The sequence below is a fragment of the Pseudomonas sp. NMI542_15 genome (assembly GCF_021283425.1).
GTDB lineage: Bacteria > Pseudomonadota > Gammaproteobacteria > Pseudomonadales > Pseudomonadaceae > Aquipseudomonas > Aquipseudomonas fortuita.
The window spans coordinates 12166-36989 of the sequence record NZ_JAJSRO010000014.1 but is presented as its reverse complement, the minus strand read 5'-3'; the positions used below and the strand labels follow the sequence as shown (position 1 = coordinate 36989).

At 54.8% G+C, this 24824-nt stretch carries 14 protein-coding genes and 1 pseudogene; 3 read left to right on the top strand and 12 right to left on the bottom strand.

The window, feature by feature from the left end; genetic code table 11:
• Window positions 1–18 precede the first annotated feature (18 nt).
• Window positions 19–981, top strand: a complete 963-nt coding sequence (locus LU684_RS19370; RefSeq protein WP_060518666.1) for a GDP-mannose 4,6-dehydratase — start codon at window positions 19–21, stop codon at window positions 979–981.
• 194 nt (window positions 982–1175) lie between these two features.
• Here LU684_RS19370 and LU684_RS19365 read toward each other — a convergent pair whose 3' ends face one another.
• Window positions 1176–2318 (bottom strand): glycosyltransferase family 4 protein, encoded by a 1143-nt coding sequence (locus LU684_RS19365; RefSeq protein ID WP_060518665.1) that lies wholly within the window; start codon window positions 2316–2318, stop codon window positions 1176–1178.
• Between the two features lie 14 nt (window positions 2319–2332).
• Window positions 2333–4339: pseudogene (locus tag LU684_RS19360) on the bottom strand (glycoside hydrolase family 99-like domain-containing protein); the annotation flags it as partial.
• Between the two features lie 531 nt (window positions 4340–4870).
• Here LU684_RS19360 and LU684_RS19355 point away from each other — a divergent pair.
• Window positions 4871–6772 (top strand): acyltransferase family protein, encoded by a 1902-nt coding sequence (locus LU684_RS19355; protein WP_158248162.1) that lies wholly within the window; start codon window positions 4871–4873, stop codon window positions 6770–6772.
• Between the two features lie 81 nt (window positions 6773–6853).
• Here LU684_RS19355 and LU684_RS19350 read toward each other — a convergent pair whose 3' ends face one another.
• Both LU684_RS19350 and LU684_RS19345 read right to left on the bottom strand, forming a co-directional pair.
• Window positions 6854–10198: a glycosyltransferase gene (locus LU684_RS19350; protein ID WP_232894932.1), complete on the bottom strand. Its 3345-nt coding sequence runs from the start codon at window positions 10196–10198 to the stop codon at window positions 6854–6856.
• Window positions 10191–10352, bottom strand: a complete 162-nt coding sequence (locus LU684_RS19345) for a hypothetical protein (protein ID WP_232894930.1) — start codon at window positions 10350–10352, stop codon at window positions 10191–10193. Before LU684_RS19345 ends, LU684_RS19350 begins: the two co-directional genes overlap by 8 nt.
• Before the next feature lie 964 nt (window positions 10353–11316).
• Here LU684_RS19345 and LU684_RS19340 point away from each other — a divergent pair.
• Window positions 11317–12183 carry a hypothetical protein gene (locus LU684_RS19340; protein WP_232894929.1) on the top strand — a complete coding sequence of 289 codons (867 nt, stop codon included), beginning with the start codon at window positions 11317–11319 and terminating at the stop codon, window positions 12181–12183.
• Between the two features lie 347 nt (window positions 12184–12530).
• On the opposite strand, the gene LU684_RS19335 is transcribed toward LU684_RS19340, so the two are convergent.
• The 8 genes from LU684_RS19335 to LU684_RS19300 all read right to left on the bottom strand — a co-directional run bounded on the left by LU684_RS19335 (window position 12531) and on the right by LU684_RS19300 (window position 24809).
• The gene (locus LU684_RS19335) at window positions 12531–13031 is read right to left on the bottom strand and encodes a hypothetical protein (RefSeq protein WP_232894928.1); all 501 of its coding nucleotides are present in this window, start codon (window positions 13029–13031) and stop codon (window positions 12531–12533) included.
• Between the two features lie 63 nt (window positions 13032–13094).
• Entirely contained in the window at window positions 13095–14261 is a 1167-nt protein-coding gene (locus LU684_RS19330) for a nucleotide sugar dehydrogenase (protein ID WP_232894927.1), read from the bottom strand.
• Window positions 14258–15271, bottom strand: coding sequence for a glycosyltransferase (locus LU684_RS19325; RefSeq protein WP_232894926.1), 1014 nt, complete (start codon window positions 15269–15271; stop codon window positions 14258–14260). Before LU684_RS19325 ends, LU684_RS19330 begins: the two co-directional genes overlap by 4 nt.
• A complete protein-coding gene (locus LU684_RS19320) occupies window positions 15268–17175 on the bottom strand; it encodes a glycosyltransferase family 2 protein (protein ID WP_232894925.1) in 1908 nt (635 codons plus the stop codon). Before LU684_RS19320 ends, LU684_RS19325 begins: the two co-directional genes overlap by 4 nt.
• A 3-nt stretch (window positions 17176–17178) precedes the next feature.
• Window positions 17179–18255, bottom strand: a complete 1077-nt coding sequence (locus LU684_RS19315) for a tetratricopeptide repeat protein (RefSeq protein ID WP_232894924.1) — start codon at window positions 18253–18255, stop codon at window positions 17179–17181.
• Window positions 18256–18353: 98 nt separating this feature from the next.
• The gene (locus LU684_RS19310) at window positions 18354–20735 is read right to left on the bottom strand and encodes a glycosyltransferase family 2 protein (protein ID WP_232894923.1); all 2382 of its coding nucleotides are present in this window, start codon (window positions 20733–20735) and stop codon (window positions 18354–18356) included.
• Window positions 20735–23206: a glycosyltransferase family 2 protein gene (locus LU684_RS19305; RefSeq protein WP_232894922.1), complete on the bottom strand. Its 2472-nt coding sequence runs from the start codon at window positions 23204–23206 to the stop codon at window positions 20735–20737. The genes LU684_RS19310 and LU684_RS19305 overlap by 1 nt, the downstream gene beginning before the upstream one ends.
• A 145-nt stretch (window positions 23207–23351) precedes the next feature.
• On the bottom strand, window positions 23352–24809 hold the full coding sequence (locus LU684_RS19300; RefSeq protein ID WP_060518636.1) for a DUF4214 domain-containing protein: 1458 nt from the start codon (window positions 24807–24809) through the stop codon (window positions 23352–23354).
• Between the last annotated feature and the right edge of the window lie 15 nt (window positions 24810–24824).

Here is a 24824-nt window from a genome sequence, read left to right as displayed (position 1 = left end):
GTGATCTGGAGTTTCGAGATGGCCAGAATTCTTTTGACCGGGGCCAATGGCTTTGTCGGCAAGGTACTGCAGCGCCGGTTGCTGAATAGCAAGCATGAAGTCTTCGGCACGGTGGCATCAGCCCCTGCGGCAGCCGAATGCGACTACCAAGTGATGGACATTTGTGATCGGGCTCAGGTCGAGGCAGTTATCCAACGCGTCAAGCCCACACATTTGGTGCATCTGGCTGCGGTATCGAATGTTGCCGTCAGCTTCAAGGAGCCTCTGCTGACCTGGCATACCAACGTCATCGGTACTCTGAACCTGATGGAGGAACTGAAGGCGCACGCGCCGGGGTGCTTCACCCTGTTTATTAGCTCGTCCGAGGTGTACGGCGAGAGCTTCAAAAGTGGCCAGCTGCTGGATGAAAACGCGACCTGCGTACCGATGAACCCCTATGCTGCCAGCAAGCTGGCGGCTGAACATGCCGTAATGCAGTACCTGCGCCAAGGTATGCCAGGCGTGGTCGTGCGGCCGTTCAACCATATTGGCCCAGGGCAGAGCGCAGACTTTGTCACGGCCTCGTTCGCCAGGCAGATCGCGTGGATAGAGGTCGGTCTACAGCCGCCCGTGCTCAAGGTTGGCAACCTCGATGCAAGCCGTGATTTCTTGAATGTGCATGATGTGTGCGAAGCCTACGCAATGCTGCTGGACGCAGATACGGACCAGCTACAGCACCGGACGTACAACATTGCTTCTGGCGCAAGCCGGCAAATCCGCAGTGTGTTGCAGGCGCTATTGGCTGAAGCCACGGTACCGATCACCGTCCAGACCGACCCCGACCGCTTGCGCCCTTCCGACATTCCGCTGGCAGCTGGAGCCAATGTCCGGATCAAAGAAGCCGTGGGCTGGGTGCCTACTACGCCCCTGGCGCAGACGGTGCGCGATATTCTCGACTACTGGCGTGGCCAGGCGTTTTTAGAACTACCTATAACTGATTGATTGAGTGGGGCGGTGTGGGAGCGGGCTCACCCGCGAAGCAGGCAACGCTGTGTATGGCACCGGCTTTTCCGGTGTTCGCGGGCATGCCCGCTCCCACAAGTTGACGCCAAATCAATACGTTGTTCTATGAGAGCATGGCTTGGCGGCAATGGGCTGCGCAGCCGCATCACCTGCCTTCTTACTGATATTCGCCCTCAGGACTCGGACAATATTTGGCGTATTTCTGCCAGGCGGGCGCGATAGCGCAAGCCTGTATAGCGATAGCTGAAGAAGCTCTGCATATGCAGGCGCGCTTTCTGCCCCAAGGCACGCCCCATGGCAGGGTCATCCACCAGCTGCACCATATAGGCCACCGCCTGCTCACAGTATGGGTCCGCCCAGTGCTGTGCTTCGTAATGGGGGTACTCACCTTCCTTCACCGCCACCAAGCGGTAATCGACTGGCAAGCTGCAGTGCGCGGCCATGAAGTCCATGTTGCCGGAGTAGGCTGTGGCGATAACCGGTTTGCCCAGCGCCATCGCTTCGGCAATACCGAAACCGTAGCCCTCGGAGCGATGCAGTGACACAAAGCAGTCACTACAGCGCAGCAGGTTTTTCACTTCGGTACTGCTCATGGTCCGTTCGATCAAGGTGACTCGGCCATGCAATGCTTTCACTTCAGCCTGCAAGTCGGTAAAGGCCTGCGGGTTCATGTCTACCCCGTTCACCTTGATCACCAGGTGCGTGTTGGCGTACGGCCGCTTGGCCAGCATTTGCCTGAACGCCTCGAAGACGCCCTGGGGGTTTTTCCGCGCCGAGTAGGAGCGCAGGTCATAAAAGAACAGGAACACATAATCGGCTTCTGGCAGGCCGAAGTAGCGGCGGCCAAAGAAATTGTCGAGGTGGACCTCCGTGGCCAGTGGCATATGCACCACAGGCTTTTTGCACGCCGCCTGGAGACCGTCCATGACAAACTGCGAAGCGGCCCAGATTTCGTCGAAACGGTCGAGTTGTCCGGCCCATTCGTCAGGGTAGCGCGGCAGCTCCCACAACGGATAAATGATGTTGTAACCCGTCCAGGGGCGTTTCTGGTTTAAATGCGCCAGGGCATGTTCCACTTCGTTGCCGTTGATGTGGAAAATGTTGATAGCGGCGGGCTGCTCGGTCAGTGCCTGGCCAAATTCAGCGCTGTCCGCCTCAGTGGCAGGGACGATTTTATAGATATCGTGGATAGCAGGCGGTGTATACACCGCTCTCAATGAACGGAACGTGGCACGTACATGTTCGCCCATACCGATGGGCGCAAACGGGTGGCCGGCCAGGCATACGTCATTGCTGTTTTTAATGATGTGGGTCATCAGGGTCCAGCCAGTCAGTTTTTCTTCAACAGACGCGAGGCGTCTAGCGCGTTGCTTACGGCTTCGAGGTAGGTGTGGCCAAAGCGCCGGTCAGGCTCAAGGTATGCACCTTCGGCCCATTCGTTCCATGCATTGATGAACACCAGGCGTTCGTCGCCGAAGTGTTGCTGGCGGGTATCGGTAATCGACTCCTCAAGCCAGGCCTGGAAGGCGCCCGGCGTGGAGTGCTCGAAACACCCGCCCGCATGCTGGCGCCGGGCGGTGTTGTCCCACCCGGGCATCACGCCTTTGAAGCGTGTATAGGCAGGGCCGGGGCGCGAGGCGAAGCTTACCGCGATGTCCCGGTAGTCTGCTGAGTGGCCTGTGAAGTCAGGGTTGAGCATCTCGCCGCTGGGTGGCTTGGGCTGCACCAAGCCTCCTGGGGGGAACTCGACCGCTGCATCACATCCGAACTGAGACGGGTGGAAGTTTGCGGTGGCCAGCCCGAACGACTCGACCATAGCGATGTAGATTTCGCCCACACCTTGATCGCGGCAAGCGTCCCGCCAGCGTGCTGCCGTTTCGGCGAAGTCGGGGAACAGCGTCGGCCGATAGATCAGCAGTAACGGGCGGTCGCCGACTTTGATGTAGCGGCCATCCTTGAAGAACCGGATCAGGTCGTTGATCACGGCAAGATCGTCTTCGTCGCTGTGTGCCTGGGCAATCAAGACCTCCTGCTCGAGGCCGTCCCAGCGGCGTGTCCAGTTCTCGTTTGCCCAGCACAGGCAGAACGGGATGTCTGGCTTGTCGCTTTGCAGCAGTTGCTCGACCGGGCGCTCCAGCAAGCGCTTGCCGTCGAACCAGTAGTAGTAGAAGCAAAAGCCATGAATACCATAGCGCTGGGCCAGGTCTGCCTGGGCTTGCATGACTTCGAGCAGGCGCAGGTCGTAGTAACCGAGGTCGGCGGGGATGCGTGGCTGGTAATGGCCGACGAAATTGGGTTGTGCCTTGCTGACGTTTGCCCATTCGGTGAAGCCCTTGCCCCACCACACGTCATTTTCCGGGACCGGGTGGAATTGCGGCAAGTAGAAGCAGATAAGCCGCGGGTCGAAATGTTGCTCGATGGTCGAGCCCCATTTGCGGTTCAACACACTGACATTGTTGGCGATGCTGGCCATCTTGAAGTCGTCACCGGCAGCTGCGGTGGTTTTCGACAGATGATGAATGATGGTGGCATGCGGGTTGTAATAGACCTCGTAGCCTTCGGCACGAATGCTCAGGCACAGGTCGCTGTCTTCGCAATAGCAGGGCAGAAACGCTTCCGAGAAACCGCCGATGCGCTTGAGCAATCCGGTAGGGGCGAGCAGGCATGCGCCGGATACGTAATCCACCCGGCGTGTATAGTTGTAGCGCGGTTCGCCAGGGTTTTCGGCAAAACCTACCATGGTCGACAAACCATCTGGTGCCAGCGCTGCACCGGCTTCTTGCAGGTGGCCGCTGGGGTAGACGAACTTAGGCCCTACGGCGCCTACCTTGTCGAAGTCGGCGAAGGTGGCCAGCAATGCTTCGAGCCAGCCCGCCGTCACCTGCACGTCGTTGTTGAGGTACACGGTGAACGCACCGGTGACCTGGCTCATGGCCTGGTTGCAGTTGCGCAAAAAACCCAGGTTGTGCGAATTGCGCAGGTAGCGAATGTTGGCCACCCGGCCTAGCAGTGCCTGGGTTTGGTCGGTAGAGGCGTCGTCGGCGACGATGATCTCCACATCCAGGTCTGCAGGCAGGTGCTGCTGGATGGACGCCAGGCATTCGAGCGTGAGTTTGGCGTTGTTGAATACCGGAATCAGGATGGACACCAGTGGCAGCGCCCCAGGGGGCTGGAACTGCAACTGCGCGGCATGATCAGCCAACTCGTCTGGGTCGAAGTCCAGCACGGGTATGAGCGCAACCGGGTTTGCCGCGCGGTGCTCGGCCTTTGCCTGAGCGATGCGTGCGCGAACCTGAGGGTAGTCTTGCCATTCCCAACCGCCATCAGCGGCAGGCAATGCTTTTGCTGCAAGCGGCAGCAAGGGGGCAGGCACTGCATTCGTAAATTGCGCTGATGAGCCAGCGGCATTTTGCTCGGCGGGCGCGGCAAGAGTGGTGAGCAGGTCTTCATGTGCGGGGTATACTGCGGCGGCCGACTCGGCTGCCTGCGATGGCTGTTCCGTCATAGCGGGTGCGGGTTCCTGTGGAGACGCTTCTCCTACAGCATACCGCGTAATGCGGGCGAGCACGCTTACGAAGCGAGGTGCATCATCGGAAACGCTGACCGACGGGGCGTGCTGCACGGCCCATTGGGGGGCGCATTGTTCGCCATAGGTTTAGCAGCGCCCATGAAACCGAGCGCCGCGCGGGCGGCGCTCGATGTACGCCTCTCCCTAAACTCAAACCAGGCACCTGGCGCCCCCCCCCCCCCCGACTACGCTCACAAACTGATACCCATTAGCCACCTGTGATCTGCTAAAGTCGCGCTAATTCCAATAAGGCTCAGCCAAGATTTTACCTAAAAGGTGCGTATGCGATTCAGGGACGACGTGAATGGACTGCGTGCGTTAGCAGTCGTTGCTGTGGTGCTGTTCCATTTCAACCCCACCATGCTTCCCGCAGGGTTTGCCGGCGTTGATGTGTTTTTCGTCATCTCGGGCTACTTGATGACCGGTGCCATTTTCCCCAAAGTGCAGGCCGGCACCTTCACGCTGATGGGTTTTTACACCAGCCGAGCCAAACGGTTGATTCCCGCCTTGGTCGCCCTTTGCGCTGCCATGTTGGCATGGGGTTACTTCAACCTGCTTCCCATCGAGTACAAGCAACTTGGGCAGCATGTGGCTGGCGCACTTTCGTTTACCTCCAACTTGATGTTCTACAGCGAGTCGGGCTATTTCGATTCAGCTTCGCATTTGAAATGGCTGCTGCACACCTGGTCACTGTCGGTCGAATGGCAGTTTTACCTCGTCTACCCTCTGATCATTATGGCCGTGCTCAGGGCGCTGGGGGCCGGCGCTGGCCGATTAGTGATAGTTGGCCTGACGATACTGTCGTTCGCCTTCGCCACTTGGGCTTCTTACTACTTGGAAAGCTTCGCCTACTACATGCTGCCATCACGGGCGTGGGAGATGTTGATTGGTGGCGTGGTCTACTTGCACCCAGTCAATCTTCGCGACAGCAAAAAAGCTCCTGTCGCGCTTGCCGGGCTGCTATTGATCGTGGGTTCGCTGTTCGCCCTCGACAGCACCACCGCGTGGCCCGGGCATTGGGCGTTGTTGCCGGTCATCGGCACCTGCCTGGTGATCGCCGCCGGTTACACTGGCTCGCGCCTGGCCAAGCACTGGCTGGTGGCTTGGATGGGTAAAACCTCCTATTCCACTTACCTGTGGCATTGGCCCATTTGCGTTTACCTGTTTAAAAGCGGCCTGGCCGAGCAGCCTCAGGCGATTATTGGCGGTGTGTTGCTATCGTTCGTGCTGGGTTTGGTGTCTTACCTGACCGTCGAAAATATCGCCGGTCAACGCGCCGCATCGCCCGGCACGTTCCTCGCCAGGCTTAGCCAAGTGCGCAGCCCAACCGCCATCGCTGCATTTTGCCTGGTGCTGGCTGCCGGGTTCACGGTTGTAAAAAGCAACGGCGCTGCCTACCGGGTGGAGGGGGAAATTCAGGCCCTATCGGCCATTACGAACGTCTACGAATACTATGACTTCAAACAGAACATCCGTTACGGCGTTTGCCACTCGGTGTCCAAAGAACTCAGTTATGCCCACTGCATCGAACCCCGCCGCAAAATGTTGTTTATCTGGGGCGACTCCTATGCGGCGGCGCTGTACCAAGGTCTACTGAGTGCCCGCGATAACGGGCACACCGAATACGGTATTTCACAAATGACCGACGGTAATGGCCCACCATTCTTTGCCATCCCTGGCAAGACCGATGAAGGCAAGCCAGTTGCACAAGCCAACAACGACCGGCTTGAAGCCGTGGCGCACTATAAGCCCGACGTGGTGGTGCTGACCTGGCTGGTGTTCGGCAGTAATGCCCCTCATGAACAGCACCAAGCGTTGGCCATGCTGCAAGAAACAGTGAGCAAGATAAAAGCCGTGTCGCCCGTGAGCAAAGTCGTTGTGATTGGCCCAGTCCCGCACTGGAATGGCAATTTAAGTTCGGTGGTGCTGGGCTATTGGGCAGAACACAATAAAGTTCCGCCGCAATACATGGCGTACGGGTTGAACCCGCAAGTAGCGGACTGGGACGGCTTCTTCAAGCAGCGCGTACCCTCTATTGGTGCGTCCTATATCTCGGCCCTGGATATACTCTGCAAAGGGGAGGGGTGTTTAAGCCGCCTTGGCAGCGACTTGATCGACCTGCCAGTGGTGGACTTTGGTCACCTCAGCAAGCATGGTTCTATCTACTTTGTGGATAAGATCAAGGCTGAAATCTTTCAGTAACCTTGTAAGCGGCGCAGGCCGAACAGAGCGGCAGGCACTGCTTAAGACTCAAGCCGTGCCTGCCGTGCCGTTCACCTCATTTCAATCGCCTGACCGCATCAGTGAAGTTCCCAGCGCCGACTCATAAGCGCTTTTCAATTGCTGACTTAGCAGCTTGAGGCTGTACTGTTTGGCACGTTTGCGGCTCGCAGCACCCAGCGTGCGGATCTTTTTCGGATTTAGGCAGAACTGGCGCAATCTTTTGGCCATGGCTTTGGTGTCGCCATGCTCAAAGGTGTACCCCGTAACGCCTTCATCAATCAGCTCTGGCAAAGCCCCCCAGCGATAGGCGAGCACCGGCCGGCTGGCAGCCATACCTTCCAGGACAGTGCGGCCAAAGGTTTCCTGGCAGTGAGACAGATTCAGCACAATGTTGGCTTGGGCAATGGCAGCCTGCGGGCTTTCGGCGTAAGGCATGATGCTCAAATTGCGTGGCAGTTTGCCGCGGGCTTCCAAGGTGCGCAAAGCAGCAACACCCGGCGTGTGCGGGCCAATCAACAACAATTGCAAGTTGGGCGTGTCGGCAGCGGTGTCACACGCTAGTTGCAACAAATCGGCGATGCCTTTCTTGGGTAAATTGCTGCTGATAAGTGCCGCTGTGATGCGTTTGTTGTCCGGCGTGTTAGGCAGGTCGAACGCCTTGAGGTCGATGATGTTCCCGACCACATGGGTAGCGCCCGGTTTGGCGATGTGCTGCGCCGTGAAGGCGGAGTTGGCCAGTACCTGGTCGGCTCGGCTCAATGCCTCGGCAACGATATGGTCAGCTGGCAAGCCGATGGCCGCACACAGGTCAGCATCATGCGCGGGGGACTCATGCACATGGAGCACGGCCGGTACTTGGGCAAGGCGTGCTGCGATCAGCGGCTCGCGCAGCATCAGGGTATTGCTGTGCACCAGGTCCACCGAGTGGGTGCGAATCAAGGCACAGAAACGCTCAACGGCTACCCGGCACGGCGCAATGTCAGTGCGCCACAGCTGGGTTGGGATGCATGCCACATGCGTAGCGCGCGCTCGCAACGCGTCGATGTAAGCCGGGTTGGCCACGCTCGGCACACTGACCAGCACGTTCAAGTCTAGCGCAGCGCACGCATCCAGCATATCCAGCAAGCTGCGCTCCGCCCCAAACAGCTGCACGTTAGCCGCATGGGCGCAAAGCAGTACGGTGGGCCTTCCTGGGCGGTGCTGCAGGTTGCCAGCGAATGTTGGGTTGCCAACATCGTAACCGGTATGACGACCCGACTGATGATAATGCAGCAGTGCAGGCATGCCACTGTCGCGGGCTTCGACACATTGCTCAAGGTACCACGCCGTATTGAAGTCTGGGCCAGGTTCGCGGCCCTCAGCATGACCGTGGGCAAGGTAATGCTGCCAGGCGTCGAGGCTGGCGCCTTGCAAGTCTGGGTTGCGCTCCAAGTACCAGGCCTCGTCGAACAAGGCCGGTATCACAGGTTCGGCGGGCTCCAGTGCGGCGGCCTCTACTGCGGGCTGCTCAGGGATGGCAACCTGCGGTACTGGCGGCGTAACAAGTGCCGGAGCCACCTCGGCAGCGAGCGGGCCGGCCAACTGAGGTGAAACTGGTGTTGCGCCGATTTCCAGCGACTTGGCCTCGCGGACCGAATCGATAACCCGGCAGCTTTGCAGCCCTTTGACTGTTGGTACTTGATCCAATGGATTAGCAAGCAGGTGCCGACCCACGACCAGTACTCGGCGGGCCACCAGTGCCTGCTCGCCCAGCACCATTTCGACTTCACCCGAGACGGCCTGGCGCAGCAGGGCCGGGTCAATCGGGCTTGGCCGCTGATAATCTGGCCAATGCAGCAGGCCGATACGCTCGCCCTGATCCTGCAAGCGCGCCAGCACCAGACGCAGAGGCTTGGCGGTGCGCGCTGCTTCGCTGAGGTCGCTGACCACCAGCCAATCGTAGCTGGCCTCGGTCTGGGCGTTACGCAGCATCGGCGTTGGCGCGGGGAACGCGCGCGTGCCGCTACCTGGAGTCAAGCGCAGCCCGCCTGCATCGTTCGCCATGCCGTGCCAGGCCTCGGCAAGAGCGCTGTATAACTGGCGCAGGCCATAGAACGTTGAGCGCAAGTGCGTGCCGGAAGCCATGGTCAGCGACTGTGGCAGGTGACGGGCAATGACCAGCGGCACCCCTGGGAGCACATACAGCAGAGCATCGGCGCCATGGCAGCGCTGCAAGCGCTGGCGCAGTTCGTGGTCGGCAGCGACGCGCACTTCATCCCAGCCGCCAAGGGCGCGTACTGCGTCGCAGCGCATCATGATGGTGGAAACGCTTGGTTCGATCAGGCTGTTTTCCATGCGCCAGCATTGGAAGTGCAGCTCGGTATCAGCCCTGACCCATTCCGCCAAGGTACCGACCAGGCCTGGGTTATGCAGCAGCGGAGTGGCCATGAGCTCGAGGCGCTGAGGGTGGGACCAGTCGTCGCTGTCGTGGTTGACCACGAACGTGCCGGTCGCGTGTTTCAACGCGGTATTGCGCGCCGCGTAAGCACCGCGGTTTACCGGTTGCTCTAGCAGCATGATGCGCGCGTCTTCGCGGGCCAGCTCAGAAACACGCTCGACCGTGGCATCGCTGCTGCAGTCATCGACAACTAGGATTTCAAGGTTGCTCCAGCTTTGAGCCAGTAGGCTGCGCAGGGCCGTTTCAATGAAGGCCTCGGCGTTGAACGCCGGCATGATCACGCTGATTTTTGGCTGGGCCTGGGGCGGAACCTTCGCGGCAGACGCGGCCTGGATGTTATCCAGGGTGAGCGCAGCTCCGGCGTCGCGCAGGGCAACCGGTGCCAGGTCGGCAGCGGCGAGCGCACGGTTAAGCCAGAACAGGCGCATAGCGGCTGGCGGCTGGTGTTGGGTGCCCTTGGTGGCCAGCGACACATTGGCGGCTGCCAGGCACAAGTCGGCTTGCAGGCCTTTTGCCGCGATGGCCTCGGCGATGCAGGCTTGCGCAAGTGACTGCTGGCCATTCCGCAGCAGCACCTCGGCCCTTAGCAATATTGGGCCAAGGGTGCCGATGTAAGGTGGCAGTGGCTGTGCGAGGGCGTCTATGTACGGCAGTGCGCTCGACCATTGCGAGGCACTGGCATGCCAGCGGGCCAGGGCCCAGGAAGCGTAGGCATGCTCCTCAGGGTCAGTAGTGGAGTGCTGGAGGGCCTTGAGTTCGGGCAGCGCCAGCTTGGTGAATCCGCCCCATAGGGTGGATTCCAGGCGGTAGGCTTGCATACAACGGGGCAGCCGACCCTCAACGGCACCATGCAGATCGTAATGCTCTTGCGGGTCGGCCCCGGCAACGGCAACATCGGGGTAAGTCGCCAGATACCACTGAGCGTCGACCACACTTTTGTACGGGGCTATCACTTTATAATCAGGCATCGGCAGGCACTCGTTGATGATCGGCAATCATGTAGGCCGCAACCGATCCCCATTGCATGATTGGATACCCCCCAACCGAGGAGGTCCCGTCATAAAAAAATCCAACATCCGCGCGGCGGGCCTGCTCACTCAAGCCGGAAAGTAGGGGGTGCATCGAAGCCTCCTTAGAAAGCGGTATCCATGTCATGGCCGCGCTCAGTCCTTGCTGTACACGTCACGGGTATAAATCGTGGCGAGTATATCGCTTAATTCATCGTTGGCGAGTGAACATGTTAACGGCTCGCTGAAGGTATCTTACGAGGATAATGCGGCAAGACGCCTCGGATGAAGGCTGGTCTGTTGCCGATTTCTTAGGGGAACACATGATCGAACGCGGTCCTGTTTCTGGGGCAGAGTGATGCTCGAAGGGGCCTCTGTAGCTCGGCAAGATAAACCAGAGCCTTTCGGCCCGCGGGAAGCTGTCAGCAACGGATCCAGAGGATGATGTAACGGGGCTGATACTAACAGATGATTAAGCGCCTGCATTTGGGTTGTGCAAGGAAAGTTTGATTAATTAGCAGGCTTGGATGTTCTACCCAACTCAACACTACCTGCGTCTATTCTAGCAGCGGGACCGAAAAATTGGCAGATACGTATGCTTACCACGCTCTAGGCCCCAATAGTGGAGGCTGACATCCAAAGTCCGCGTGCTCTGCGACGCCAACGGATACAGTCGCTATTCCTTGTATGTGGCAGCTCCGTCAGTGACGTCCGGTACACTAAAGCGCTGTGGACGAGGTTAGCAATCCGTAGAGACGCTGCTACCGAGATCAATATCGGAAAAATCTCTCATCTTCGCTGCACTGAAGGAGGTGCAGCCAAAACCCTGTTGACCAAAAAGAGGCAGTGAAGGGGCGTGAAATTTGGGCGAGCAGAGTTTCGAATGGTGCCGAAGAGAAAATAGAATTGCAAAATCTCACATGGAAGACGATCGCAATATTTGTGCCTGCATAGGAAGACGAATGTTGCGTGTGCGACAGATTTCATGCTCATTGGTTGGCTTGAATTCTCGGAAGGTGCAAGGTATTTTAATTCCTGTGAAAAGACTTTGTTGTTAAAGACGTTCAGGAGGAATGCTCGTGAAGGCATATGGAAACAAAATACGGGGCCTCACGGTTGCAGTGCTGATGGTTTTCTCAGGCATCTCATCAGCTTTCGAAATTTATGGGTTCATACCCTACACGTCAAAAGTAGTGGGGAATGAAATCGTAAGCGGCAGGCCTTCGGACAATTGGTTTAGAAATCTCGGTATTAAGCCGATAAAGCTAGTCTACGAGGATAGGCTTCTGGATAGACCGGATAACAGTACTGGGAATAGTAATGCGGTTATTAATGTCGATAAAGTCACTAGGATTGCGAAAGAGTCGGGTCAAAGTAGAGATGTTATGGTTTCGCTCGACCTGGAAAGTTGGAATCGCTTCAGTTCAGAAACCCCGAGTCGATATTTGAAAGTGTTGCAAATATTTCGCGAGGCGAATCCAGATGCGATAGTAGGTTTCTATTCCACCGTTCCACAAAATACTTATGTCTGGCGTGAGGAAAAACGTGGACATTACGATGGACAAAACGAGAAATATGCCACAGTAGCTGATGCTGTCGACTATTTTAGTCCGTCGTTATACAATTATAGCCTTAATGACTTCGAGTCTTGGAAAAAAGGGGCGGAATATAATATTGAAGCGGCAAAAAAGTACTCGAGAACAAAAAAGATCTTCCCGTTTATAACTCCGGAAGTTGAGGATAATGGGAGGTCTCGCTGGCTTTCTTATGATGAGATGATGAGTCGATTAAAATTGCTAAAAAGTCTTGGTGCTGATGGTTGCGTATTATGGGCGAGTAGCCGTTCACGTGACTCGTCAGGTAAGCGACCCGTTCTTGACCCTAAAGCGGGATGGCTTAAAGCTGTGGTGGACTTTGGTAGAGTTCAAAGTGCTACGCAGCACTAGAAAGCATCAGAGGTTATTTAGTGATAATCGACAGTTTGGTTTTGTAAGTGATTATGCAGGAAATAAATAGGGTGTCAATTATCTGTATGTATTCTGTAAGGTTTGACGATTCTGGGTTTTCTATTTGCCCTGTTGCTAGCATTAAATATTATTCAGAAGGAGCGTACGTTGGAGCCTAGGTCAAAAAAATCGGTATGTCAGAGTATCTAAGGTTGGCGGTTTATAGTTTCTTTGCTGTAAGGCTGGATGAGCCGTCCACGTTGAGCTTTTGTCAGAAACATGGGAAGGCTCCTATGAAAAGGAGCCCTCAAGTACTCATGTGGAAGCTTTTGAGTTAAGTGTCTTGTTCACTTCTCGGCATTCAGGCTACAAATAGCTATTCTCGCTTTATCCAGTGCTAATGTCGAATTACCTAGAGCTAGCTCAAGCGAAACCTTATCTTGGTAGTATTCTTCAAGTTCAATTTGGACTTGAAGGATTTTGGATATCAATGTCTCGTTTTCTTGAGATGCCTCTTCGCGGGAGATCCTATTTAAAATACTTTCTTTTTGAGCGTCATAAAGTTGTTGCGCAAGACTCTTGTTCTCTGTTCTTAGAGTCTCCAGTTCAGATTCTAAATCTTTGTTCTGGTTTTCAACGAGCTCGAGTCTTGATGAAAGCTTATCAAGCTGATCGTTAAGCCTGCCGACCTCTTCCTCGTGGGTAGAGAGCGTCATATCATGGCCGATACAAGCCTGTGCTCGTGAGGCTTGTGTGCCTTCACGCGAGCTAGAAAGGTCAAGGTGTAAATCCCTTTCAGCAGCCTGTAAGTCGGAAATGATCTTTTGGATTTTAGTAATAGATGTCATCTGCTTACCTATGATTGACGATACAGATAAAACTAGCGTCGGAGTATTGATGCAACCGAGTCCTCAATCTTGACCAAAGAGGTCCCGCGTATACACCTTCGAGCTCACGTCCCTAATTTCGTCCTCCCAGCGGTTGGCAACAATGACATCCGAGAGCGACTTGAACTCTTCAAGGCTCTTAATGATCTTGGAATTGAAATAGGTTGGTTCATCTAGAGTGGGTTCGTATACAACGACATTTATACCTTTTGCCTTGATACGTTTCATCACGCCTTGAATTGAGGCAGTCCTAAAGTTGTCGGAGCCTTTTTTCATGGTGAGACGGTAAATCCCAACTGTTTCGGGTGATTTCTTTATTATCGAGTCGGCAACGAAATCTTTGCGCGTTCTGTTAGCCTCTACAATAGCCCCAATTAGGTTGTTTGGCACGTCCTGGTAATTGGCAAGAAGTTGCTTTGAGTCCTTTGGAAGGCAGTAGCCACCATATCCAAAAGATGGGTTATGATAGTGATTGCCAATCCGGGGGTCTAACCCTACGCCTTCAATGATCTGCCGAGCGTTGAGGTTGTGAACCTCGGCGTAAGTATCAAGCTCGTTAATGTAAGCAACTCGCATTGCTAGGAAGGTATTTGCGAAAAGTTTAATTGCTTCAGCTTCGTTGGGCTCAGTAAACAGAGTTTGTACATCCTGTTTAATGGCTCCATCGGCAAGTAGGCGTGCGAAGATCTTAGCGGTATCGTTGTCGGCGCCTAAAATTATCCGCGACGGATAGAGGTTATCATGCAAAGCTTTACCTTCTCTCAAAAATTCAGGAGAGAAGATAATGTTAGCATGGTTGATCTCATCTTTGAGTTTTTGAGTGAAACCCACCGGTACCGTGGACTTGATTATTATCGTGGCATCGGGGTTGATAGATTTTACGTCTCTAGCGACAGACTCAACTGAAGTGGTATTAAAAAAATTAGTCGCGGGGTCGTAGTCAGTTGGGGTTGCAATTACGACAAAATCAGCGCCGTCATATGCCTCCTCTTTACTGAGAGTGGCACGAAGATTGAGGTCCTTGGTTTGTAAGTATTCTTGCAAGCAGGCATCTTCTAAATGCGACTGCCGATCATTGATGGCCTGCACTCTTTCCGGTAACAGGTCCAAAGCAATAACCTCGTTATGCTGCGCGAGCAACACAGCATTCGACATACCAACGTAGCCAGTTCCAGCGATTGCAATTTTCAAGGCTTGTTACCCTCAAGACGAGCAGTCAATTCACGAATTTGTTTTTCGCGCAGCTGTATGCGGTTATTTAAATGTGTTATCAATGCCATCCAGGGACTACTCGACTTGCAAATTTCTAAGCTTTTGATATCTTCATAGTCTGGAAGAGATTGCTCCGTATGCAAATCTACTAAATAGCCAAAGTTGGAAAGGGTGTTTTTTCCTTTGATGCTAGGCAGGTTTTTGTGATATGGAGAACCTACAGAGTCATTGGTGGAGCTCAAAGTTCTGAAATACATCGGCTCGGTAGCGTCGACGATAGTTGGGTAGTTCTCGTCAATTTTCATATGATTTCCCATGTTGTAAACATGGATCGTTTTATTATCTTCCAAACCTCTAATCTGGGACCAAGCATTAAGATATGCCAACCCGAATGCGGATTTAGGGAAATAGCTATGCTTCAGGTCACTCACTGTATTTGCAGCTGAATCCCAATAGCCTTCAACTCCGTAGGCAAAAGAAACAGCATAACCTGTCAATCCAGGACGCATATGATGACTCAGCTTCTCAATAAAATTAGTGCTGAGGCCATCATCGTCATCAAGACGTACTGTTGCTAGCAAAGCTTCCGGTAGATTTGCTAAATTTCGCTTTATGGTGGCCTTTATAGCTTCATTAATATTTATATGGTCGTGCATCAGGCCAGTGCCTGAGTCTATTTTAACAATTTTGAAGTCAAGTCCGGATATGTTGTTCTCGTTTATCATTGAGCGAAGTCTATCTATCCGCCCTTCAGGTAGCATATCGGAAACCATAATCAAGACAGTATAAGTTACATTCTTATCCGTATTGATTTGGTTGCAAAGAGATTTTAGGGTTAAGCTTTTGAAGGTTTGCTCGCGGATATTTAACCGTTCGTTGCTTAATATTTTATTTGCGTAGTCTTCAAAGCTGAGTTCGGCCGCGCGCCAAGAGGCGCTATTCTTTTGTATGATGGAGTAGCGGATTGCAATAATTATATTTTTTTTCATGATTTTAATTTCGCGTTCTGATAAGTTGTCGGTTGGTAAACGAGTCGCGAGGCGTTCTCGCTTTCAAGGCTGGCCTGGAGATTAATTCCAAGTCTGCGCATTGAAGAGTTAACAACCACGGCCGTATTCTTCATCTGTTCCCCAAAGTTGACGAGGGAGGTGTTTTGCCCGTGTAGTCGACGGCGATAACCGATAATATTGAGATGCTCGGCTTCAGAAACTTCGCACAACTTTAAGTACATGTCATAATCGACAGCGTTCCGCACGCGCTCATTGAATCCTAGTGTTCGATGCCAATATCTCTTTTTGAATATTCGAAAGTGATGCGCAATCATGGCCGTTAGCATCTTCTCGCGGGTGAATACCGGATAGTTATAACCCTGCTCAATGCGGCCATCTGGATACTCATTTTCATAAGTAGTATAAACTAAGCCGGTGTTTGGTTTTTTGTCGAGTACGGCAACGCATTTCTCCACCACATCTCTGGCTAAGTAATCGTCGCTGTCAAGCTGTCCGACATAAATACCCCGACACAAGCTCAAGGCTGTGTTGGATGCTTTTCCTATACCACCATTTTCTTGGCGTACCCATCGCACGCGGGGGTTATTGGAGAAGTAACGCTCAAGGATCTGAGGTGTGTCGTCCGTCGATCCATCATCGCAAACACAAACCTCTAGATCTGTGAAGGTCTGATTGAGGGCGCTGTGAATCGCATCGCAGATTGTATCTGCGCAATTATAGGCAGGAATGTAGATTGAAACCCGAGGTACGCTATAAAATTCTTTTTTGTTTGAGATCAAATGTCTGTAGTAAGGGCAGATGTTACCAAACAACTCACCGCTTATTTCCTTGCCAGCGCTACGATCCGTCTCATTTTCGCCGCCCTCGGGCTCTTGATGGAAGGCCATGGCGTCCAGTACTGGGACTATGTATTTACCGGTATTGAAAAAACGATACCCAAGCTCGGTATCTTCGAAACCCCAAGAGTTAAAACGCTCATCAAAGCCGCCGATCTCCGTAAACTGCTTTTTAGAAAAAGCGACATTGCCGCTAGCGAAAGTTCTAAAAGGCACCGATTCAGTACGAAGATTATTAGTGCGCTCGAAAATTTCGAGTCGCCAGTCGACAGAGTGCTTCCCTTGGATTTTACCGGCAACGGTGTTATTGGTCACGATCTCCTTGAAGCTATCTTCAAGGTTGGCGTCATGCAAAATGGTGGAAACAGTTGTGTTGCATAGGTCGATGTATTTACGCGGTCCGATTAGAACCGTCCTATCTAAAGTTTGCCACCATTTTGCATAGTTGCGCACGAGGTGCTTTGATGGGAACATGTCCACGTCAAGCAAAATAATAAGATCATTGCGAGCGACGTTCACACCGTTGTTTCTGGCTGCTGATGCAGTGAATCCGACATCTTTGTGCCAAACGTACTTGATGTCAAGAAGGTTGCTGAATTCCTTGATGACATCAGTTGTTTGTTCGCTGCTGCCATCATCAGTCACAATTACTTCGATAAGGTCGGAGGGATAACTTTGTCGCGACAAGCCTGCAAGAGTTCTGCGTAGGGGGTCAATTCGATTGTAAGTTAAAATTACAATCGACACTTTTACTTTGTTGAGTTCAGGCGTAGGATCGATCTCGCTCTCCATGTGGGAGAAATCATTGGCGAGACCTTGGATCGGAGGCAAGCTTTCAGCCAGTGGAAAGTTCTGGGGTACTTTGCTGAAGCGGCTTAAATCATTGTCAACGGCGACAGCTTTTGTGTCGAAAGGTATGTAATTAATAGGATAGGAGGCGCCGCTTTGCTTTTTGCGTTGATAATCAATGAGGAAGTCTAGCGCGCCAATCGCCCCGAGACGTGCCCGTCGTTCTTCGAGTGACTTGATGTTAAGTTCACTAGACATTATTTATTCCGCCTGCAAGGTGTCATTTGATGAGATTTCTTGGGTAGAGATAGCGGTGGTAGCGGCAATAGCCATCTCTAATAATCTAAGCGACTGATGGTGTGAGGTGAGGGCAGCCGCCGTATTTTTGCTGCCTGAGTGTTGAATTTCTTGGCCTAATAAACCTTTGATAGTGTCCAGGACGTAATTTTGTTCTGGGTCCGCTAAAAGATATTGGAAGAGCAGGCCGATTGCGTCACTTTTCTTTTCGTTTGCCAATAATATTTCAATCTTTCTTGGCAGCAAAGCTAACTTTGCGACTAAAATTTGGTCGCTAATTGATTCTGATATGGGTAAGGTGCTAGAAGCGAAATCAAGCGCGCTTTCCGCAGCTTCGTAATCATCTAGGAACTTGTGACAGATGCTCATGCCTAAATGAGCCCATGAATTCAGCAGGTTTTGTTCCGCGGCATGTTTATAGTGCTCTAGCGCACGAGCGTGCTGGCCTTCTAACAGGTAAGATTCAGCAACTTTGCAGCAGCAAAAGGAATTGGGTCCTAAAACTTTTATTAGGGAGTTCCAAGCGTAGCGAGAGTCATCAAGTTTCCCCGTTTCCTGAAGCAGACTCGCAATCTGGAAGGCGTGAGTGATCTTTTCGAGCTGCTTACTCGTTGTTTTGGTGGTCAGGCTCTGGCACAGCTCACTGATGTAATTCTCACCCTCGTCGCGGGATATTAAGGGGAAAGGCAAGGTTGCCTTTTCAGGGCCCATTATTACGTTTGAGCCAGTTAACAGGATATTATTGCTCGCATTGCGAGCGTAAAGGCTATGCACCTTTCCATCATAAAGTTCGTAAGAAAGCTTGATCTTGAATAAATGATTTCCATCTCCGATCTTCGCTTCTTTCAAGTCTTCACGATATCCATCAGCTGGGCCATGCCCTACCAATTTACCTTCACATAAGATATCTACACTCACTCGGTTATGTGGATTTAGAGGGTTGAATGCCCATCCATAAGCATAGCCTTCATCAACGTAGTCGAGGTGGCCAACAATTTGAACTGGCGCTTGGGGAGCTGGTTTTGAGTGTGATTTTAGCATGGGTCCAAGCCTTGGCTTAAAGGAGCTCTGATTAGTAAAAGTTACTAGTAGTTTTTGAGAGTTGAGATCTGTGGTAGTTCCTTTACGTTAACAGGCTGTTAATATTTTCTTGGGTTTGTTGAGAGGGGAGGCATTGCCAAGCCTCCGTATGGGCCGCTCAAGTAATCATGACTAAGCGCTGGGTGATAGGACGGATCAATGTTGTCACATTTAGTCCATTTCTGAATAAAGCCCATTTGCTCGCGATGTGCTCTTGATCGCCTTTCTTTACTGATGTCTTTCCCGCGACTAGCAGATTCTGCGTGGATGAGCTTCGAGAATGGAGTCCAGATGATGTGATGACCAGATTTTTTGATTTTCAAACACAGATCAACGTCATTGAATGCGACTGGGTACGCTTCCTCATCAAGTCCATTCACTGATTGGAATTCTGACTTTCTCATGAGCAGGCATGCTGCCGTAACAGCGCTTTGGCGGCAAACGAGCTGATTTCTTGACAGATAACCAGCATCGTTGTCATCGAGATTATTTCCTGAATGTGCTGCCAGCTTGTTAACGCCGACTACTACGCCTCCATGCTGAACAATGCGATTTGGCCAGAGCAATTTAGCACCTACAGCACCAACGCCCGGACGCATCAGTTGTGCGACCATTTCCTTTAGCCAACTGCTTTCAATGATTTCTATGTCATTGTTGATCAGGCCGATCACTTCGCCGGTGGCCGCGTCTACGGCGCGGTTGTTGATGGTCGAGTAATTAAACGGGAAGGGGTGATCGAGCACTATCACACCTCGCGCTTTCAATGTGGCAAGGTAATCCAGGGTTTGGTGATCGGTGGATTGATTGTCGACAACCATTATTTCAAGGTTTGGGTAATCAGTACGGGTCAGCAGGCCTTCAAGGCATGCATGCAGCAATTTGTACTGGTCGCGTGTCGGAACGATCAGGCTCACTCGCGGCAGTTGCTCAGGCAGTGGCCAGTGCGCTCTGAGAAGCGCCGGGTAATGCGCTACGCGGGTCACTATTGCGCCAGGCGTCAGGCTATCGCATAGCCATTCCACAGCACTCAGCCTGTGCGATGAAGGCTCTGCCTGCTCCGGGCTAGCGGGAGTGTCACTGGCTCGGTGGTAAAGCACGCGTGGCAGGTGGACCACACTGGCGCTGTTCTTTTGCGTCGCCAACGCTATCGCTGCAATCAGGTCATGCCAGCCTGTTGTTCGCGGTTTATCGCCAAGTTCCAATAATGCCAAGGCTTGTTCAATGATGTGTGCGCTGAAAATGGCACCCGGCGAAAAAATGTCTGCTCCCACAAACAAATCTATGTCCCAGGTAGGCTTCAACCACGGCAAACTGCGTTCCCCCTGAGCGCTGTCGCGATCGCAGTCGGCATAGGCCCAGGCGCTACCGTCATCCAACAACGCACAGAGGTGTGGTAAGGCAAGTGGGGCCAGGCGATCACCAGCAGCAAGGGGCAGGATGCGGTCGCACCCCTGTGCCAGCAGTTCCCGGATGGCCGGCAAAAGCTCATCGGTCGGGGCCGTGGCTAAATGGTGCACGTGCTCGACGTCTGCCCCCAGGCTGGCCAGGCTGGTTTGCTCGCGTTCCTTATCGCCTTCGCTGAGTAGCAAAAGGCCGGTTTTACCCTGCAGGGCAGGGCGCTCCAGGCCTTCAAGTCGCTGAAAGGCTTCGAACCATTTTGGATAATGCTGCCAGCCTGAGCTTTTTGCCAGGAGTTGGTCCTGCTCCTTGATGATTTCGGTAAGTAGGGCCAAGGCTGCGGTGTCATGGCTTGAGTCAAGCTGGCGCAGCAAGCCCGCAGCACCCTCCGGTCGACAGCAAACGCGAATAGGGCTACCGGCAAGTGGTTGTTCAAGGTCGTTCACGACGTCCAGTACATGCACCTTGCCGTCAGCCAGTTCCCAAGGCAGGTCAAGGGTGAAGCCATGGTCACTGGTGGCTCGATATGCCAGCGCCTGGTGGTGGGTGTTGCAGGTAGCGTGGCCGATTATCTGATCACCTTCCCGCACAGTGATTTGCACGTGGCGGTTTGGCGACTGCGGGTCCCAAGACCAGCCCGCAACGCGCAGCCCGCCCGTGTGCCACACCTGGGAGGCAAATGCAGGCGCTTGCTTGCTCGGGCTGGCGGGTAGCACGACGGTGCCATCCAGAGTGAAAGGCTGGTTGGCGATACGAGCGGTAATAACCTTTGCCTCGGCGAGCCAGCTTTCGCGCAGCTGTACGGCAAAACCGTGAAACTGGTCGCCCTGAGGAGCTTGCGGCTCATACTGATCGGCACGTGCCAGTGCTATGCCAGCGCCGTCGATAAAAATTTCTACGACCGGGCGTTGTTCCGGTTGCGCAGTATCTATCGCCCAACCCTGCAGCACATCGCCTTGCAGGCCTAGAATGGCGCCACTGAAGGTTTGGGATGCGACGGGTTGCTGGGCCGCCTGGGGCTTTTGCTGCAAGTCTTGAGTCATCAGGCTTGGCTCAGTGAAAAGGGGAGGGTGGCCAGCGAGTTTGCGCCGGCTTCGTCAGCAGCAGCGCTTGGCGGTGCGTACAGGGGGGTGGTGAGTTCGTCGGCCAGGGGGGGGGCCAGCCAACCTGCCCCTGGGGCATCATCCAGGCTCAAAACCCCGTCGCAGCCTGCCGCGCGGGCACGCTCTGCAAGGCTGAAGCCCGCTGGGGCGGGCAGCCGGTGGATGCTGCCGGTTGCCTGAAGTACCTTGAGCCAAGGGGTGTCATCCTTGGCCAGTAATACCAACGGTAGGCCTTGGCGGGCTATGTGTCTGGCCAGTGCAAGCCAGCGTTGGGCAATGATTGAGTTGATCAGGGTGTCGCCAATCAGCAACACGCGGGGTGCTTTGGGCGCTTTTGTCGGGTGCTGCTTGGTCGCCAGCGTTGACCAGTCAGCTGTGGGGTAGCTATTTGAGTAATTGCCCAGCAGGGCTTGCCAGGGTAACTGCACAGTGGCTGCTTCTTGGACAAAACAGCGCCAATCATAGTCTTCAGTTTCGCCCAGCAGGCGGTCGTCGCGGCAAATGATGTGGTAAGGTACGCCCAGCAAATTGGGTAAATCGCACAAAGCAGTTGGGCAGCGTGCCAGTTGTTCATATGCCAGCCTCTCCAGGGGCAAGCTGCGCAGGGTGTCGACCAGCGTGTCGAATTCGCCAGGCAGTTCGAAGTCCAATTGCAGTGCCAGGGGTGGCAGTGGGGCTTGCAACGTTACCCAGGTGCGATGGCTGTCATGGTGCCAGGCCAGGTTGAATTGAGCATCGCTATGCGAGCCAGCGTGCAGGTGCAAAACCCGCTGGCTTTGCTTGGGCCACTGGGCCTTGCGGGTAGCGTGAGGTAGGCTGGCAAGTTTAGCCAGCCGGGCGCGTTGCAAGGCTTGGCGGGCAGGCTTGATAGGGTCGCGCAAGCAAAACCTGTTGTAGCGGGCTGGGGCATCCGGGTAGCGTTTACGCAAAATGGCATTGTTGTGTGCTACACGCAGGGTTTTTTCCGCGCCGAACGAAATACCCCCTTGATGCGCCACGAACACATTGGTCGCGCCCATGTGTCGCCACCCCAGGGTACGGGCACGCAGACACCAGTCGGTTTCTTCGCCGTAGCCGCGGGCCAGTTGCGCTTCGTCCAGGTACCCCGCCTCATCCAGTGCTGCACGCTTTATATAAAGGCAGAAGCCGCAGCCGGTTTCGATCTCCACCGGCACGCTGTCGCAGCTTTGCGCCAGGGTATCGAGTTCGGCCTGCTCGTGGGCGGTGGGCATGGCATGGCTGACCCGGCTTTGCGGAAAGCTCATCAGTTCGCCATTGTTGGTAAAGGGGGTGACCGAGGCGATGGTGGCATCGCTGTAAGCCACCTGGCGTAACCTGTCCAGCCAGTTGCCATGCACCCGGGTATCGGCATTCAGCCACACCACATCCTTGTTCGGGCTCAAGGCCATGGCGCGGTTCATGCTGCGGATAAAGCCCAGGTTGACGGCATTGGTCACCAAGGTGATCTTGCCCTTGGCTGCCAGTACTTTCAGTGCTTTGGACAGTGCGGGCACTGGGGAGGCATCGTCTATCACCACCAGGCGGTGGGGGGTGCGGTTGAGCTTGCGGGCATCCAGTGCACTGTTTATGCACTCCAATGTCTCGCTAAGGCCGTTGTACACCGGAATCAGCACGTCCACAGGCTGCTGCTGGCCGCCGCCGCCTGCTGGTGGGGGCGGTGCAAAGGCTGGCATTGCGAATACCGGGCTGCCCAGCAGCGGTGTGCCATTGGCAAAGCACAGATGCACTGCGGCGGTTGGGTTTGTCACGCTGATCCGGAAGCCGCCATGGCTCCCAGGCAAGCCTGCGGCGCTAAGCAGTGGGTGCGCTGCGCTGGCAGACGTATCGGCTTGTATACCGTTGGCCTGAAGCTTGAGTGCAACGGGCGCCTGGAGGTTGCGCAAGTCGATCGCCCAACCCTGGATTACCTGCTGTTCAGGTACATAGCGTGCCACGCCTACTGTGGTCGGGGTATCGGTCAACCCTGCCAGCTGCTTGAGCACATGGGCCAGTTCCTGACCCGTATGAATGTCTGGCAGGTGGGCCAAAATCATGCGGTGCAGCTCGGCAGGGTGCTCCGATTGGCTGCGGGCCTGCCAAAGCGTCAGGCGCAGCGCCAGGTCGTTGGGCTGTGTCTGCCACGCCGTTGTCAGGTAACGGGTGGCGAGTTCGAAATGGTTTTGCGCCAGTAGGCTGCGCCCGACCAGCGCATGGATGTCTGCACGCTCCGGCAGGGCCTGGGCGGCATTGGCGAAATAAACAAAGGCCAGCTCGGGCGTTTGCGGCAATGCCGCGATGCCCTTCCAAACCAGCGCTTCCGGCCGGTACTCGGCGGTGTGCAGGGCGCGCTCGAGTGCCGCTGCCGCCGGGCCAGGCTCGTTGGCTTGACGGTGACGGTGGAAAATGTCCATGAGCGTTTCTCGCCCATGGTCGAGTTGTCTGGACATAAGCTTGGCTTGGCTACAAAAAATAAAAAGAGGGGCGACCCGAAAGTCGCCCCCTTTGGCATATGCCCAGCCTTGCGGCCGGGCACACGCTTCGCTATAGCAGGGCTAGTTAGACTTGGCCGTGCAGCACAACGACGTTGTCGATGTGAGCAACAGCTTCGTCGGAACCAACGATGCCCAGCGCCACGTCTGCGTGGGTGCCGCCGTTAGCCAGCAGAGCCAGCCAATCAGCTTTACCGTCTGCATCCGAAGCACGGCCCAGCGCGGACTGGTACAGGCCTTCGATGAAGTCGCTGTCAGACTTGGTCTGAGCTTCAGCGGAACCAACGATGGCAGCAGCCACGTCGGCACGGCTTGCGCCGTTGAACAGCTGGCCTACCCAAGCGTTCAGGCCTTCTTCCTCGGCAGGGCGGCCCAGTACGTTTTCGTACAGGTCACGGACGAAGTCACCGTTCGACTGGTCGGCAGCGATCGCTTCTTGCGAAGTAGCGATGGCGGCAGCGATGTCGGCCAGGGACTGCGAACCGTTGGCCAGCTGGCCAGCCCAGGCAGCAGCGCCGTCGGCGTCAGCATCACGACCCAGCAGAGCTTGGTACAGTTCGTTGATGTCGGTAGCGTTGACAGCACCGGCGAACTCGTTGGAGTTCAGGAAGATGTTGGCGATGTCGGTCAGCGAAACGCCAGCGTTCACTGCACCAACAAAGTCTTTGGCGCCTTGTGCGTCAGCGTCACGGCCCAGGATGCCTTCATACAGGCGCAGGGCAGCAGCTTCGTCTTGGCTGTGAGCCAGGGCTACGGTTTCAACGGTTTCGCCATTAACGAAGGTCAGGAACTCAGCGTTAGTGATCGAAGCGGTTTGGCCAGCACCTGGAGCAGCGGTCAGGTTGACGTTGAAGTTGTTGCCAACTGCGAAGTTGTAGGCATCGCGCGCGCCGTCCAGCTGGACAACGTCGAAGCCTGCACCGGTGTCGACTACGTCAGCGTGGTTAACGCCGCTCAGGACGACGGTGTCGTTACCCGAACCGGTGGTCACGTTGTTGTTGCCAGCGCCAGCGATAACGGTGTTGTTGCCGTTGCCGGTAACGATGGTGTCGTTGCCGTCACCTGCGTCGATGTGGGTGTTCTGGTCGCCTTTGACAGTGATCACGTCATCGCCGTTGCCGGTGGTGACTACCAGTTGGATGGCGGAGTCGTCAGCGGTGACGGCAACATCGGCAGCCAGGGCAGCGAAGGCCTGAACGGCTGGGGCAGCGGAGTTGCCCTGCAGGTTGACAACCAGGTTAGCGTCGCTTTCCAGGATGTAGGTGCTGGCGCCAGCGGCTTCAGCTTTGGACAGGTCGAGGGTAACTTGGTCGCCTTTGTTACCGGCTACAACGCCGGTTACCACGTCGACAGCGCCGGAGGTCGGAACCTGCAGGTTCACGCCGTCGAAGCTAGCCACATTGACAGTGGTGCCTTCGCCCAAGCCCAGCAGGGAGCTGATGGCGGCTACAGTGCTGTCCGACAGGGTGGAGCTGTCCAGGTGCGCTTGCAGCTGTGTGGACGATACGGGGTTATCGTATTGCATGGTGTATTCCTGTTA